Annotated in this window: 15 protein-coding genes; 9 read left to right on the top strand and 6 right to left on the bottom strand. The window is 41.5% G+C overall.

Annotated features, from left to right (window positions below; genetic code table 11):
- Positions 1-35 precede the first annotated feature (35 nt).
- The 4 genes from MKL35_RS17450 to gluQRS all read left to right on the top strand — a co-directional run bounded on the left by MKL35_RS17450 (position 36) and on the right by gluQRS (position 3,212).
- Positions 36-662: an NUDIX domain-containing protein gene (locus tag MKL35_RS17450; protein WP_004710927.1), complete on the top strand. Its 627-nt coding sequence runs from the start codon at positions 36-38 to the stop codon at positions 660-662.
- A 4-nt stretch (positions 663-666) separates the two neighbouring features.
- A complete protein-coding gene (gene cpdA / locus MKL35_RS17445; protein ID WP_002053135.1) occupies positions 667-1,479 on the top strand; it encodes a 3',5'-cyclic-AMP phosphodiesterase in 813 nt (270 codons plus the stop codon).
- Between the two features lie 210 nt (positions 1,480-1,689).
- Positions 1,690-2,226: an RNA polymerase-binding protein DksA gene (dksA, locus tag MKL35_RS17440; protein WP_001262524.1), complete on the top strand. Its 537-nt coding sequence runs from the start codon at positions 1,690-1,692 to the stop codon at positions 2,224-2,226.
- A gap of 2 nt (positions 2,227-2,228) precedes the next feature.
- The gene (gene gluQRS, locus MKL35_RS17435; protein ID WP_032011635.1) at positions 2,229-3,212 is read left to right on the top strand and encodes a tRNA glutamyl-Q(34) synthetase GluQRS; all 984 of its coding nucleotides are present in this window, start codon (positions 2,229-2,231) and stop codon (positions 3,210-3,212) included.
- Between the two features lie 50 nt (positions 3,213-3,262).
- Here gluQRS and ftsW read toward each other — a convergent pair whose 3' ends face one another.
- From ftsW to MKL35_RS17410, 5 genes are all read right to left on the bottom strand, one after another.
- Entirely contained in the window at positions 3,263-4,459 is a 1,197-nt protein-coding gene (ftsW, locus tag MKL35_RS17430; protein WP_004710933.1) for a putative lipid II flippase FtsW, read from the bottom strand.
- A 24-nt stretch (positions 4,460-4,483) separates the two neighbouring features.
- The gene (gene murD, locus MKL35_RS17425) at positions 4,484-5,830 is read right to left on the bottom strand and encodes a UDP-N-acetylmuramoyl-L-alanine--D-glutamate ligase (RefSeq protein ID WP_270914300.1); all 1,347 of its coding nucleotides are present in this window, start codon (positions 5,828-5,830) and stop codon (positions 4,484-4,486) included.
- Positions 5,831-5,977: 147 nt separating this feature from the next.
- Positions 5,978-6,229: a DUF6587 family protein gene (locus tag MKL35_RS17420; RefSeq protein ID WP_002053159.1), complete on the bottom strand. Its 252-nt coding sequence runs from the start codon at positions 6,227-6,229 to the stop codon at positions 5,978-5,980.
- A gap of 12 nt (positions 6,230-6,241) precedes the next feature.
- The gene (gene feoB / locus MKL35_RS17415; RefSeq protein WP_004710937.1) at positions 6,242-8,098 is read right to left on the bottom strand and encodes a ferrous iron transporter B; all 1,857 of its coding nucleotides are present in this window, start codon (positions 8,096-8,098) and stop codon (positions 6,242-6,244) included.
- A complete protein-coding gene (locus tag MKL35_RS17410; RefSeq protein WP_002053176.1) occupies positions 8,095-8,355 on the bottom strand; it encodes a FeoA family protein in 261 nt (86 codons plus the stop codon). Before MKL35_RS17410 ends, feoB begins: the two co-directional genes overlap by 4 nt.
- Positions 8,356-8,498: 143 nt before the next feature.
- Between MKL35_RS17410 and xerD the strand changes: the two genes are divergently transcribed.
- The 4 genes from xerD to thrC all read left to right on the top strand — a co-directional run bounded on the left by xerD (position 8,499) and on the right by thrC (position 13,122).
- Positions 8,499-9,419 (top strand): site-specific tyrosine recombinase XerD, encoded by a 921-nt coding sequence (gene xerD, locus MKL35_RS17405; RefSeq protein WP_002053149.1) that lies wholly within the window; start codon positions 8,499-8,501, stop codon positions 9,417-9,419.
- A gap of 146 nt (positions 9,420-9,565) precedes the next feature.
- Complete coding sequence (locus MKL35_RS17400; RefSeq protein WP_022575142.1) at positions 9,566-10,381, top strand: DsbC family protein; 816 nt, start codon at positions 9,566-9,568, stop codon at positions 10,379-10,381.
- 244 nt (positions 10,382-10,625) lie between these two features.
- Complete coding sequence (locus MKL35_RS17395) at positions 10,626-11,927, top strand: homoserine dehydrogenase (RefSeq protein WP_270914296.1); 1,302 nt, start codon at positions 10,626-10,628, stop codon at positions 11,925-11,927.
- Between the two features lie 55 nt (positions 11,928-11,982).
- Positions 11,983-13,122, top strand: a complete 1,140-nt coding sequence (gene thrC / locus MKL35_RS17390) for a threonine synthase (protein ID WP_002048893.1) — start codon at positions 11,983-11,985, stop codon at positions 13,120-13,122.
- Positions 13,123-13,230: 108 nt separating this feature from the next.
- Here the strand turns inward: thrC and pbpG are convergent, their stop codons facing one another.
- Complete coding sequence (pbpG, locus tag MKL35_RS17385; protein ID WP_004710943.1) at positions 13,231-14,277, bottom strand: D-alanyl-D-alanine endopeptidase PBP7/8; 1,047 nt, start codon at positions 14,275-14,277, stop codon at positions 13,231-13,233.
- 211 nt (positions 14,278-14,488) lie between these two features.
- On the opposite strand from pbpG, the gene gacA reads away from it, so the two are divergent.
- Positions 14,489-15,124 (top strand): response regulator transcription factor GacA, encoded by a 636-nt coding sequence (gacA, locus tag MKL35_RS17380; RefSeq protein ID WP_000633799.1) that lies wholly within the window; start codon positions 14,489-14,491, stop codon positions 15,122-15,124.
- Positions 15,125-15,132: the final 8 nt, after the last annotated feature.

The following is a 15,132-nucleotide window of genomic DNA, read 5'->3' as shown; positions in this document are numbered from 1 at the left end:
AGGATGAAATAAATAGATTTCGTCCTGATCGAATCATGAGTATTGTCGAGCATCCAAGTTATACATCTAAAGATGTCGAAGTAACATCACGTGAACTTCTGTTCAGTGGTTTTATTCAAGTTGAAAAAGTCAGCCTTCGACATCGTCTATTTAATCAATCTGAATATACTCCTGTATTGCAGCGCGAACTTGTGCATCGACCTGAAGCGGCTGGCGTTCTACTCTACAATGACCAAAAACAACAGTTTGCCCTAATTGAACAGTTTCGTGTTGGTGCTTTAGATGACTCTCAATCGCCGTGGCAACTCGAAATTATTGCAGGCGTGTTAGATGGCAATGAGTCACCAGAAAGTTGCATTCGACGTGAAAGCCTTGAAGAATCAGGTTGTGAAGTTCAGGATTTAGAGCATCTATTTAGTTTTTACCCATCAGCAGGCGCCTGTTCAGAATTATTTCATCTATATGTCGCCGAAACCGAATTACCCGCTGTAGGCGGTGTTTTTGGAGTAGATGATGAGGGTGAAAATATTCAGCTGCATTTGTTTAGTTATAGCGAAATTCAAACACTACTCGACAGCGGACGTTTAAGAAATGCCCCTGTTATTATGGCATTACAATGGCTGGCTCAACACAGCAAAACGATAATAAATCCGAAGAGGTAGGACGGTGACTTTCCAAGTCTCAACACTTTCACAAAAAAATCATGTCATCATACAAATTACCGATACACATTTATTGGAGTATCCACAGCTAGAATTTGTGGGGATGAATCCTGAAGAAAGTTTCCATGCCATTATCCAGCAGATATTGAAACAACATCCAGAAGCGGACGCGATTATTCATACCGGAGACCTCGCACAAGCCCCAACCCCTATTACCTACAAGCGTTATATCAACTTTATGCAAACCTTGGGTTTGCCTTTTTTCCACACGCTCGGTAATCATGACAATGTGGACCACTTTCCACTGCATAACGAAAATCATCAGGAACCTGTGGTGGTCGGCTTAGGGAATTGGCGCATCATTATGCTCAACAGTGCCGTAAAGGGAAAAGTAGATGGTCATTTGTCATTGGAACAATTAGAAAATTTAGAAAACTTACTTGAGCAATTTGCAGATCATCCAGTTCTGCTAGCTTGCCATCATCACCCATTTGCCATGAAATCAAAATGGATTGATCATCACAAACTACAAAACTCAAATGCACTACTGGATACGTTAAGCCCATTTAAAAATGTAAAAGCTTTAGTTTGTGGACACGTACATCAAGACTCTCTTAACATTTGGCAAGGTATCGAATTTTTCTCAACACCTTCCACAAGCGTACAATTTAAACCGTTTAGTAACGATTTTGCACTCGATCAAAATGCACCAGGTTACCGTTACATTCGTCTGAATAATGATGGTACTTTTGAAACAAAAGTGTTTCGACTTGAAAATTTCGAAACCCATATAAACACTGATATTTCAGGATATTAGTCCTAAATTGAATACCTCTATGAGGAATTATGACTAGGGCAAACACGTTTTGAAATTATTTACGGGATAGAATGACTATCATCTTGCAGGAAAAATCTATATGATGACGACCCGATGGAAAAATCCATCGATGGTTTTCTATAAAAACACTTGCATATCACCATATTTTTTGCGTATAGATAATACGTGTATGATGAGGAATGCCCTATTATGGCGAATGACAACCACAACCAAGTTTTGGATGAACATACAGAAGTTGTAGTAGAAGGTGATAAAGCTTCTGCAAAACGTGCACGTAAAGTGAAACCTAAAACTTCTGACGTAGGCTCAACTGCAAGTTTATTTGGTATTGCACCTTATCAACCTAAGAAAAATGAAGAGTACATGTCTGAAGGACAGCTCGAGCATTTCCGACAAATTCTGCAAGCATGGAAAGCTGAATTAATGTCTGAAGTTGATCGTACTTTAAATACGATGCAAGATGAATCAACTGCATTGCCAGACGTAAATGACCGTGCTACCCAAGAAGAAGAATTTGCAATTGAATTACGTACACGTGACCGTGAACGTAAATTAATTCGTAAAATCGAACAATCTCTTGAAGCGATTAAAAACGAAGACTACGGTTTCTGTGAAACTTGTGGTATCGAAATCGGCTTACGTCGTTTAGAAGCACGTCCAACTGCAACGTTATGTATTGACTGCAAAACCTTGGCAGAAATTAAAGAGAAGCAAAATAACGGTTAATTGTGACGGTTAAGAATTCTCTAGCCGAGTTCGACTCGGCTTTTGCGCAGCAGTTAAATCGCTTGCCAGAAAAGCATAGCTTTTCTCTTGCGCAGCCGCGGAACAATGTTCCACTTAATCGCTGCTCATACTCAGGCCGGTTTGCGCCCTCGCCAACCGGCCCTTTACATTTCGGATCACTGATTACTGCTGTTGCCAGTTACTGTGATGCTAGAGCTCACAAAGGGCGATGGTTTGTTCGTGTTGAAGATACTGACATTCCACGCATCTATCCCGGTAGTGAAGACCATATACTCGCATCAATTGAAGCTTTTCAGTTCGATCCTGATGCAGAGATCATCTTTCAAAAAGACCGCCTAAATATTTATGAAAGCGTATTAGACCAACTTAAAAAAGAAGGTTTAGTTTACGCATGTCAGTGTACCCGTAAAATGCTCGGTTCAAATGCAATCTATGCAGGTACTTGCCGTGATTTGCATCTCGATTTTCAAGATCAAGCGATTCGCGTAAAAGTTCAGGATCAGCAGATCTGTTTCGATGATCGATTGCAAGGACTTCATTGTTCTAATCTACAACATGACCTTGGTGACTTTGTTCTTAAACGCCGTGATGGCATTATTAACTACCAACTTGCTGTTGTCGTGGATGATTATCTACAAGGTATTACACACGTTGTTCGTGGTGCAGACCTTTTAGATAACACTGAACGCCAAATCTGGCTGGGTCAGCTCCTCGGTTACCCTAAACTAAGCTATATGCATCTTCCTCTGGCTATGAATGATCAGGGGCAAAAGCTTTCTAAACAAAATCTTGCTCAAGCACTCGATTTAACTAAAGCTCCTCAATTACTACAACACGCCATACAAGCCCTAGGTCAACCCAAGGTTGATTTAGATCGCCCTGAAGTGATGCTCAAGCAAGCTGTAGCGCAGTGGAATGTGGATTTAATTCCTCACGGACAAGAGCTTGGCGGAATATATTTATAAATAAAAAAAGCCCGATTCGATATTGGGCTTTTCATAACAACTGAAATAGTTTAGAAGTTCGATTCTTCTCTTTCAGGGTTTACTTCTTGAGTTGATGCATCAATCTTTAAGATCAAGCTAATCATCGCAGCACACATCATTAAAGACGTACCACCATAACTAATAAATGGCAGTGTTAAACCCTTGGTTGGCATTAAGCCCATGTTCATACCCGCATTTACCAAAATCTGGAGTAAGAAAATAATACTAATACCGTAAGCCAAATAGCCCGCGCGAAGATAATGATGTTTCAAGGCACGGTGTCCAATTTTGATACAACAAGCCAACATCAAGAAAGATAAGCCAATGACAATCGAAATACCAAAGAAGCCAAACTCTTCGCCTAACACGGCCAACATAAAGTCAGTATGCGCTTCTGGTAAATAAGATAGCTTTTGAACACTATGCCCTAAGCCTGTTCCAAACCATTCACCACGGCCAAAGGCCATGAGTGCATTTGATAACTGATAACCCACACCTAATGGATCTGCCCATGGGTCGGTAAACGAAATCAAACGCTGGAAACGGTAAGGCTCAAACAAGATCAAAAACACGATACCGGTGACAATCGCACCAAGCATAATTAAGAACTGTGTTGGCGGCGCACCAGCTAAAAAGAACACACCGACCATCATCATGACAATAACGATCGTCGCACCCAAGTCAGGCTCGGCAATAATTAAACCGACCGTAATCGCCATCACACCACTTAAACGCAGTAAACCTTTCCAGTGTGTACGAACTTCTTTAGCACGGCGTACCACGTAGTCTGCCGTAAAGATTGCCATCATGACTTTGGCAACCTCTGTAGGCTGTAAGGTAAAGCCACCGATTTTAATCCAACGTGTAGAACCATTGACTTCCGAACCTACCGCCAAAGCAGCAAGTAACAGAACCATGGTTAACAACCACAGCGGAAACGTATTTTTAAACCATGTATTGAGTGAGATTCGGTAGGTCAAATACGCCACGACCCCAGCAACTGCAATAGATATCGCATGGCGGATGACATAGTGAAACGGGTTCTCATGCATATATTCTGCATAAGGCATCGAAGCAGATGCTACCATCACCGAACCGATACATAACAATGCAACGACACAGAAAATCAAGACATTACGTGGCGTCACTTCCGCTGGCCATTTCGGCAATATCCGTTCATACCAATGATTGATTTTCTGGATTGTGGTCTGAGCTAAGCCTGCCATACTACATTCCTAATCATATTTTCTTTAAACCAACGAATTGACGCAGGCAACAAACTGCTGACCACGGTCATTATAACTTTTAAACATATCAAAACTTGCACATGCTGGTGATAGCAATACCACATCTTCAGCTTGTGTTTCACGTTGACATAGCTCGACAGCTTCTTTAAGTGTTGCCGCATGTAAAATTTTAGTTGCACCTTGAATGGCCTGCTCGATGACAGGCGCATCTTCACCAATCAATACCACAACTTTGGCATACTTTTCGATAGAAGAACGTAAAGGAGTAAAGTCTTGACCTTTACCCTGCCCACCTAAAATTAGGGCAACCTTACCTTTTTTCACTTCAATCGCAGCACCTAAACCATCAATTGCTGCAAGTGTAGCGCCAACATTGGTTCCTTTTGAGTCATTGTAATAACGTACATCATGTACGGTCTTTACATACTCACAGCGGTGCTCTAAACCGTTAAAGTGTTTTAAAGTTTCAAGCATAGATTCCATAGGTAAGCCAATTGCTTCACCCAATGCTAAACACGCTAAAGCATTGGCTACGTTGTGCATACCTTGAATATATAAGTCTGAGCTTTTAATTAAACGCTGCAAGCCACGAGCAAGCCAAAGTGTACCGTCAGCATCTCTTAAAACGCCGTACTGGTTTAAGTCAGGTGCATTTAGACCAAAGCTTTGCATTGGCGTTGTATCAGGTACAAGAGGACGGCTTAAAGCGTCATCACGGTTAAATACAACTTTCTTGACACCTTGGAAAATACGGTGCTTTGCTTGGTGATACCCCAGCATATTGCCATGACGATCTAAGTGATCTTCACTCATGTTCAGTACCACAGCTACTTCAGCATTTAAGTGAGATGTGGTTTCTAACTGGAAGCTTGATAACTCAAGTACCAATAACTTTGGTTGATCTTTAAGTAAATCTAGAGCTGGGCGACCAAGGTTACCACCAACGGCAACTTTCTTACCTGCATCTTTAGCCATTAAGCCCATTAAAGTAGTAACACTACTCTTCGCGTTAGAGCCTGTAATCGCAACAATCGGTACATCAGTTGCACGGCGAAGTAGCTGAATATCACCTACTACAGAAATACCTTTAGCAATAGCAGCCTGAATTTCTGGTAATTGTGGTGCAAGGCCTGGGCTTAAAATAATTTCTTCTGCTTGTAGTAATAATTCTTGATCGAGTTTACCAAAACTGGTCTTCACGTCTGCAGGAATTTGATCATGTCCGGGAGGTGTGGGGCGGGAATCCGTTACTGCAACTTGGTAGCCTTGTTCATGCAGGAAATTTACAGCAGAAACACCTGATATACCCAAGCCTGCTACAACTTTTAACCCACCACGTTGTATTAACATTTTTGCCCCACAATTTATCAATCGACAGAATGGCAAAAATGTTAGCACTTTGCTGTTTTGAATACTTTTTCAGTTTGACTTTTATTCTACTTTTTTTGTGTCAGTGCGTAAAAAAGCCATCATTCGATGGCTTTTTATACAGAAAAATTAACGCCACTTCACCGTTTGTACTGGAGCGGACTTTTGAGTAGGTGCATCATCAGTAGAACAGCCACAATTGCCACCACAACCGGCAGCCTGTTTAGGCTTCAACCATGACGCCAAACGCTGCCAACCCAAGCGTTGACACTGGATTGATAATGCAAGAAATACTGAAGCGGACGTTTGAGGAAATACCTTTTTAAAGACAACAATGGCACTCCACAACACCAATACAGCAACAATAAGGTAATCAAACATAAGCGCCTCCTATTAACCCCAAATGCGTGATGCAATTTGGTAGGTTAAAAATGACATGAGATAAGCCAAACCAAATAGATAAGCCGTCATGACTGCCACATGTTTCCATGAACCTGTCTCACGGCGTACCGTTGCCAAGGTTGCTAAACAATGTGGTGCATAAATAAACCAGACCAATAAAGATAGCCCTGTAGCCAATGACCAACCAGTGCCGTTTGCACTAATCAAATGAGCAAGCCCCTGTGCAACAGCATTATCATCGGCACCAGATAACGCATATACCGTACCTAATGCGGCAACCACAACCTCACGAGCAGCCATTGCGGGAATGAGAGCCACCACGATTTGCCAGTTAAAGCCAAGCGGTGCGAATAAAGGCTGAATAAAGTGCCCTGCCATACCCGCAAAACTATAATCAATTGCTGGTAGCGTTGCGCCTTCGGGTGGTTGAGGGAAAGTACACAAGAACCAAAGAATAATGGTCAATGCAACAATAATCCCACCAACACGACGCAAGAAAATCTTTGCGCGTTCCATCAACCCAATAGCAATACTTTTTGGATCAGGAAAACGATAACTTGGTAATTCCATTAACAAGGCATGCTGTGATTTGTCTTTACGCAAAAACTTCATCACAAAGGCAACACAAAGTGCACTTAAAATACCTGCCATGTATAAACCAAACAGCACCAAACCTTGTAAGTTAAAGATGCCTAAAACAGTTTGACTTGGAATAAATGCACCAATTAACAAGGCATAGACAGGCAAACGTGCCGAACATGTCATGAGGGGTGCAACCATGATCGTGGTAAAACGGTCACGTGAATCACTGATACTTCGGGTTGCCATAATGCCAGGAATCGCACAGGCAAAACTTGATAATAATGGAATGAAAGAGCGACCACTCAAGCCGGCTTTAAACATTAATTTATCGAGCAAGAACGCTGCACGCGGTAAATAACCTGATTCTTCGAGTACCAAAATAAAGAAGAAGAGAATCAAAATTTGTGGCAAGAAAGCCAGTACTGTGCCCGCTCCTGCCAGAACACCGTCTACGACTAAACTGCGTAGCACAGGTTGATGGATGGCTCCATTTAACCACTCACCTAACCATGGGATTACCCCATCTTCAATTGCAGCTTTAAAAGGTTCAGCCCAAGCAAATACTGCCTGAAAGACAATAAACATCATTACTGCCAAGCTGAGTAAACCCAACACAGGATGTAAGAAAATTCGATCTAGAAAGTCAGTACGCTTATCATCATGATCAACAAAATTAACCACATCTTTAAAAATCGTTTCGATTTTCTGATGATGCCCACCACTTAAACCACTCAGTTCAGTATGAGGTACGGTATATTTTTCTTGATCGAGCGCATGCAATAAATTTTCAATACCTGAATTACGTACGGCAACCGTTTCAACAACAGGAACACCTAAACGCTCAGAGAGTTTCTGTGTATTGATTTGAATACCGCGACGACGCGCTTCATCCATCATGTTCAATACAACCAGAATTGGGCGCCCTAATTCAATAATTTCAAGCACCAAACCCAAATGCAGTTTTAAGTTCGTCGCATCGACAATACATAAAAAAGCATCTTGCTGCCCTTCTTCGGCAATTTTGCCTTGGCAGACATCACGGGTAATTTCTTCATCTGGGCTAGTTGCCTGCAGACTATAGGTACCCGGTAAATCTAGTACACGAACTGCACGGCCTGAAGGTAATTGAAAGTTACCGACTTTACGCTCTACAGTTACACCCGCATAGTTAGCAACTTTTTGTCTTGTTCCAGTTAAATGGTTAAACAGCGAAGTTTTACCGCAGTTCGGATTTCCCACAAGGGCAATACGTAGCGCATTACTCATGCGGGTACTCCTTCTAACTGAATCTCGATTTTTTCCGCTTCCGCCTTACGTAAAGCGAAACGAGTAAAGCCAATTTGGATTAAGATCGGATCACCACCAAAAATACCTTTGGTAATCACCTCTACTCGAGTACCTGGTACAAAGCCCAAGCTTTCCAAACGAATTGCGACCAAATCTTGTTGCTCGGATGTTTGTGTCATCCGATCTACTTTGGTGATGGTAGCCGCTTGCTTCACTTTCAACGCTGATAAACGCACCGCATCCGATCCTAAACCTTTTTTACTAGTATACATATAAATGAGAATAATTACCAAATAAGGTTAAATTTCAATTCTCACCTACTTTAATCGACAAATCTTAAAGTTTCTTTTAAAGTACAGTGGTTTAGAGGACATTGTTTATGATAAATAAGAAACCGCGTATTCCAAGCCCTGTTCAAATTCCTGAACATTTGAGCTTTTTACAAGGTTTTCGCGACTATTTAGTTGCACAAACAGTAAGTCCACATACTCGTAATGCTTATTTATCTGACCTGATTCAATGTGCTGAACTTCATAAAAAAAATAGCTTGCCGAAATGGTCGAGTGATGACATTTCTGATGTTCTCATTGAACTCACTAAAATAGGAAAAAGTCCACGCTCAATTGCACGTTGTTTATCTGCCCTACGCCAGTTTTACAAATTTTTACGTGAACAAAAATTACGAAGCGATAACCCGGTAGCGACACATCACTCACCCAAAATTGGCCGAGCTTTACCCAAAGATTTATCAGAAGAAGATGTCGAAGCACTGATTCAAGCGCCTGACATTACAACAGCTTTGGGGTTACGTGATCGAGCGATGTTTGAAGTTCTTTATGCATGTGGTTTACGTGTTTCCGAGCTAATCAACTTGCGCTTGGAGCTAATCAATTTAAAACAAGGCTATTTACGTATTACTGGTAAAGGCAATAAAGAACGTTTAGTACCATTAGGCCAATATGCTTGTGACTGGGTAGAACGCTACTTAAATGATGCACGTCCACAACTTTATAAAACTTCCACTGACTATTTATTTTTAACTCAACATGGCGGAATCATGAGCCGTCAGAATTTTTGGTATGCAATTAAACGATATGCACTACAAGCCAATATTCAGGCTGAGCTGTCGCCTCATACCTTACGTCATGCCTTTGCAACACACTTGCTCAATCACGGCGCTGACTTGCGCGTAGTACAAATGTTACTGGGCCATAGTGACTTATCTACCACCCAAATCTATACCCATGTAGCACAAGTAAGAATGCAACAATTACATGAAAAACATCACCCTAGAGGTTAAAAATTTTTAAACGAATTATATGAAATACACCGAACAATCATTTGATTTCGTTCACAAAGGTTAAGAAAGTTTTAACAATACACACTAGATTTTTTGTTATGCTTAGCAGCTTCTGACTATAAATACTGATGAAATAAGGGTTATCTATGTCCTTTACCCGATCTCAAATTTTTCTTGCCTGTGCTTTGGCTTCTAGCTTGTTGTTCAGTGCTTGTTCTAAAGAAAACAAACCACAAAAAGAAGATGCGCTCACAGCGACCGCACCTGCTACTGGGGAAGCTTCAACCATCATTGAACGCAATGCTAAACAGCGTTTAATCGAAACTTTGCAAAAACAATTTAAGAATGCAAACATCAACGTCAAAATTTTAGATATCAAACCGACTGAAGTACCTAATTTATATTGGGTAAACCTTGAAGGTATGACTTCTGTTTATACGACAAGTGATGGTAAGTACCTTATTCAAGGTGATGTCATCCGTTTAGGCGGTAAAGAACTGCATAATATTGGCGACAACCTTCAAGCATCAGAAAACAAAAAGCACCTTGCTGCTTTAAAAAATGAAGATTTGATTGTTTACCCAGCTAAAGGTGGTAAAGCTAAACATGTAATTTATGTGTTTACCGATGCAAGTTGTCCTTATTGCCACAAATTACATGAGCATTTAGCCGAGATTAATGAGAAAGGCATTGAGGTTCGTTACATTGCGTGGCCACGCGGCGAACAATTTATGCCAACGATGGAAGCCGTTTGGTGTAGTGCAGACCGTAAAGCTGCATTTAATCAAGCTGTACAAGGCATTAATATTCCACCTGCTCAATGTAAAAATCCTGTTCGCGAACAATATCAACTTGGTTTAAACATGGGTGTGAATGGTACTCCAGCCATCTACAACGTCGATGGACAATATCTCGGTGGCTACTTAACACCAGATGAGTTAGTTAAACGTCTGGATAAATAATATTCTCAATTTTGATGAATAGTTCACCAGTTATCTTGTACACAAAGCGCTGCTCTTATTGCAGCGCTTTGTTTTTTCAACAAATAGTTCTTTACATGCCAGTGTTTAAAGACTGATCTACTCTGCTTTTCCGAACATCGCACTCTAATTGATTGAACAGGCACGAAAAGCGCTAGAGTCTGGCGTTTTTTTTAGCTATGATCTAGCTTCAATTAAATGATTCAATGATGATATGGAGTGTGACGTGAAACCAGTTCGCCTGGCAATACTCGGTCTAGGTACCGTAGGTGGAGGAGCCCTTAAACTACTACAAGAAAATGCCGCTGAAATTAAACGTCGCACCGGTCGAGAAATTCAAATTACCCACGTTGGAACACGTCGCCCTCGTCCAGATCTCGAATTGGAAGGGATTAAACAAAGCGCAGACTTACTTGATATCGTTCGTCAACCCGATGTAGATGTGGTTGTAGAAGTGATGGGTGGTATTCACCCTGCTTATGAAGTCATTATGGAAGCGATCAAACACGGCAAACAAGTTGTTACTGCAAACAAAGCTTTACTCGCTGAACATGGCAATGAACTATTTAAAGCAGCAGAAGACAACGCTGTCCAAATTGCTTATGAAGCAGCAGTTGCTGGCGGCATTCCAATTATTAAAGTGATTCGTGAAGGCCTTGCTGCAAACCATATTGAATGGCTAGCAGGCATCATTAATGGTACTGGCAACTTCATTCTGACTGAAATGCGTGAGAAAGGTCGTGCATTTGATGATGTATTAAAAGAAGCCCAAGAACTCGGTTATGCAGAAGCAGACCCAACTTTTGACGTTGAAGGTGTTGATGCTGCGCATAAACTTACAATTTTAGCGTCTTGTGCGTTCGGTATTCCTCTGCAGTTCGATAAAGTCTATACCGAAGGTATCAGCAAAATCACTGCGCAAGATGTGAAATATGCCGAAGAACTTGGTTTCCGCATTAAACATTTAGGTATTGCACGTCGTGCTGAACATGGTATTGAGTTACGTGTTCACCCAACGCTTATTCCAGATGAGCAGCTTATTGCCAACGTAAACGGCGTTAAAAATGCTGTCTTAGTTCAAGCCAATGCCGTTGGCCCAACGCTGTACTACGGCGCTGGTGCTGGTGCTGGTCCAACAGCTTCTGCGGTCGTTGCCGATGTGATTGATATTGTTCGTGACATCTCTTATACAGAAGATGGTGCAGGTACAATTCCTCAACTGGCTTTCGAAGCATTAACAAATATGCCAATTTTAAGCCGTGAACAAATGACTACAGGTTATTACATCCGCTTAAATGCTGAAGATCAAACTGGTGTACTTGCAGATGTAACAACCATCTTAAGCCGTGCTGGAATCAGTATTGATGCCATCATGCAACAATCACGCTTAAAAGACCTCATTCCAATCGTAATTTTGACCGATCCAATCGTTGAATCAAAAATGGATGACGCTCTTGCGCAAATTCAAGCATTACCTGCAATTCGTGGCGAAATCGTAAGAATTCGTTTAGAATCGCTCGATAGTTAATCAGGTTGAGGGAAAGATTCCCTCTCCCGCTTCACCTCATAATTGGAACACCATCATGTCTAATGCCAATCGTTATACTGGTCTTGTAGATCGTTATCGTGACCGTTTGCCAGTTTCGGCAACTACTCGTGCTATCTCTTTGGGTGAAGGCAACACCCCTCTCATTAAACTTGAGAATATTCCACGTATTATTGGCAAAGATGTTGAAATTTATGTGAAATATGAGGGCTTAAACCCGACTGGTTCATTTAAAGACCGTGGTATGACCATGGCTGTAACCAAAGCGGTTGAAGAAGGTTCTAAAGCAATTATCTGTGCATCTACAGGTAACACTTCTGCTGCCGCTGCCGCATACGCTGCGCGTGCTGGTATCAAAGCATTTGTTTTGATTCCAGAAGGCAAAATCGCGATGGGTAAAATGGCTCAAGCCATGATGTATGGTGCGATCACTATGCAAATCCGTGGTAACTTCGATGATGGTATGCGTCTAGTAAAAGAAGTGGCTGATCAAGCTCCTGTAACGATTGTAAACTCAATCAACCCTTACCGTTTGCAAGGTCAAAAGACGATTGCTTATGAAATCGTTGAAGCTTTAGGCCGTGCACCTGACTATCACTGCTTGCCAGTAGGTAACGCAGGTAACATTACAGCTCACTGGATGGGTTATACAGAAGCTGTAGCAAACCAACCTGCTGATCAGTTCGAACAAGTGATTTATGATGCTGCGACCGATCAATTTACCGGTCCTAAACCAGAAGGCTTACCAACAATGGTAGGTTACCAAGCTTCTGGTGCAGCTCCATTCTTACGTGGTGCTCCAGTTGAAAGCCCTGAAACAGTTGCAACTGCAATCCGTATTGGTAACCCACAAAGCTGGAACCATGCAAAAGCTGTAGTACGTGACTCTAAAGGCTGGTTTGATGAACTCCAAGACAGCGAAATTTTAGAAGCTCAACGCTTACTTTCTATGTATGAAGGTGTATTTGTTGAGCCAGCGTCTGCTGCTTCTATCGGTGGTGCGATCCGTGACATTAAAGCGGGTAAAATTGCTGAAGGTTCTGTCATCGTATGTACAGTAACTGGTAATGGCTTGAAAGACCCTGATACTGCAATCAAACAATGTGCTGATGCAGTGATGTTGTCAATTGATGCAACAATGGATCAAGTAAAAGATTCGATTTTATCTAATATGTAAAATCTGAATTTTTATAAAAAACGGCTGTATTAAACAGCCGTTTTTTTATGCTATTTAAAATGGCATAAAAAAAGGCTTCTTAATAGAAGCGTTTTTAAAATATTTAACTTAAATACGTTTTGGCAAATTACTCAACCAACCTAACAAGTTAGTTGCATCGTTATTACGCGCCTGTGTACTTGGTTCACCAAGCAATACAATGACTGCTGGACGTGAGTTCACAGTAGTATGCATAACAACACAACGGCCTGCTTCATTAATATAGCCGGTCTTAGATAAGTTGATATTCCAACCACCATTACGCACTAAAGCATTGGTATTGTTTGACTTGAGTACACGGTAACCTAAATTAAAGTCGTAAGTTGGTGTTGTTGAGAATTGACGGATCAAACCATACTGAGACGCTGTACTCGCCAAAATTCCCAAGTCACGCGCCGAAGAGACATTACGTGGATCTAAACCGGTTGATTCGTAATAATGAGTGGCATTCATACCCAAAGAACGTGCTTTAGCATTCATCGCTGCTACGAATGCAGGACGACCGCCCGGATAAGTACGCGCTAAAGCTGCTGCCGCTGGGTTTTCTGACTTCATTAAAGCAAACAGAAGAACTTCTGCACGGTTCATCTTGTCGCCCACACGTAAGGTAGAGCTTGAGTTCTTACCATTTGCACCGGCAAAATCGATTTGCTCAAGTGTAATTTCTTCTGACATGTTTAAACGCGCATCTGCGGTTACAACTGCTGTCATTAATTTGGTAATAGACGCAATCGGTACTGACGCGTTGGTGTTTTTACTATAAAGGACCTCACCCGTTTGCGCATCCATTACAAGTGCAGCACGTGCACTAACACTCGGCTGGGCATTATAGCCCACGGTATCACGGATTGGAGCAACTCTAGGTGTAGAGCTAATAACTTTCGGTGCATTACTGCCACGTAAAGTTGTAGTAACAGACGTTGAACCTTGCGGAGTCGGCTCATCATCTTCATCATTTAAAAGTTGACTAGCATCCGCTGCAGACCAATTTAAACTTGCAGTACCAGTACTCCCTGAGGACGGGTTATTGACGAGTTCTGCAAAGCTTGTTGAACTCAAACTAAGCAAAATAGACATGCTTAGCACATGCATTAAAGACTTTTTAGAATTTTTCACGGCACAATACTCGACTCAGGGTGACACACATTTGCGCTTACTATCATTATGCCTTACATTTGAGATATAAGGTATAAAGCTTTACCGACACAATTGTGCACAACTATTCGCTCACTATAGAAGAATAGGATTGCTAATTTTGTCATTCCATTGCAAGCTTATTTTGCTTTATGTAACAAAAAACTTGTTTTTTGAAAGAAAGGAGGTCTTCTTGATTACAGTTTTAGTTGTCGATGACCATGAACTGGTACGTACGGGTATTTGCCGTATGTTAGAAGATCATGCAGATGTTGAGGTAATTGGACAAGCCGAATCTGGGGAAGAAGCTATTGCTATCGTTCGCCAGCAACATCCGCAAGTCGTACTACTTGATGTCAACATGCCAGGCATCGGTGGTGTAGAAACAACTCGTCGTTTATTACAAACAGCTCCAGAGACGAAAGTCATTGCTGTAAGTGGCCTCGCCGAAGAGCCTTACCCATCTTTATTATTAAAAGCCGGTGCAAAAGGCTATATCACCAAAGGAGCCCCAATTGCCGAGATGGTTCGTGCAATTAATAAGGTCATGCAGGGTGGTAAATATTTTAGTGCCGATATTGCCGAGCAACTGGCAAGCTCTTATTTATCTGATACTCAACAATCTCCTTTTGATTCGTTATCGGAGCGGGAAATGCAAGTTGCGATGATGGTCGTTAACTGTATTAGCGCGCAAGAAATTGCCGATAAACTTTTTGTAAGTGTGAAAACTGTAAATACTTACCGTTACCGTATTTTTGAAAAGTTAGGAATTGATAGTGATGTAAAACTCACACATCTTGCGATTCGTTACGGTCTGATCAAACCATAATCAGACTT

It is taken from the genome of Acinetobacter sp. AOR41_HL, assembly GCF_027854645.1.
Classification (GTDB): Bacteria; Pseudomonadota; Gammaproteobacteria; order Pseudomonadales; family Moraxellaceae; genus Acinetobacter; species Acinetobacter nosocomialis.
Note: the sequence above shows the minus strand (reverse complement) of the source record. Positions and strands in the feature narration are given on the sequence as shown.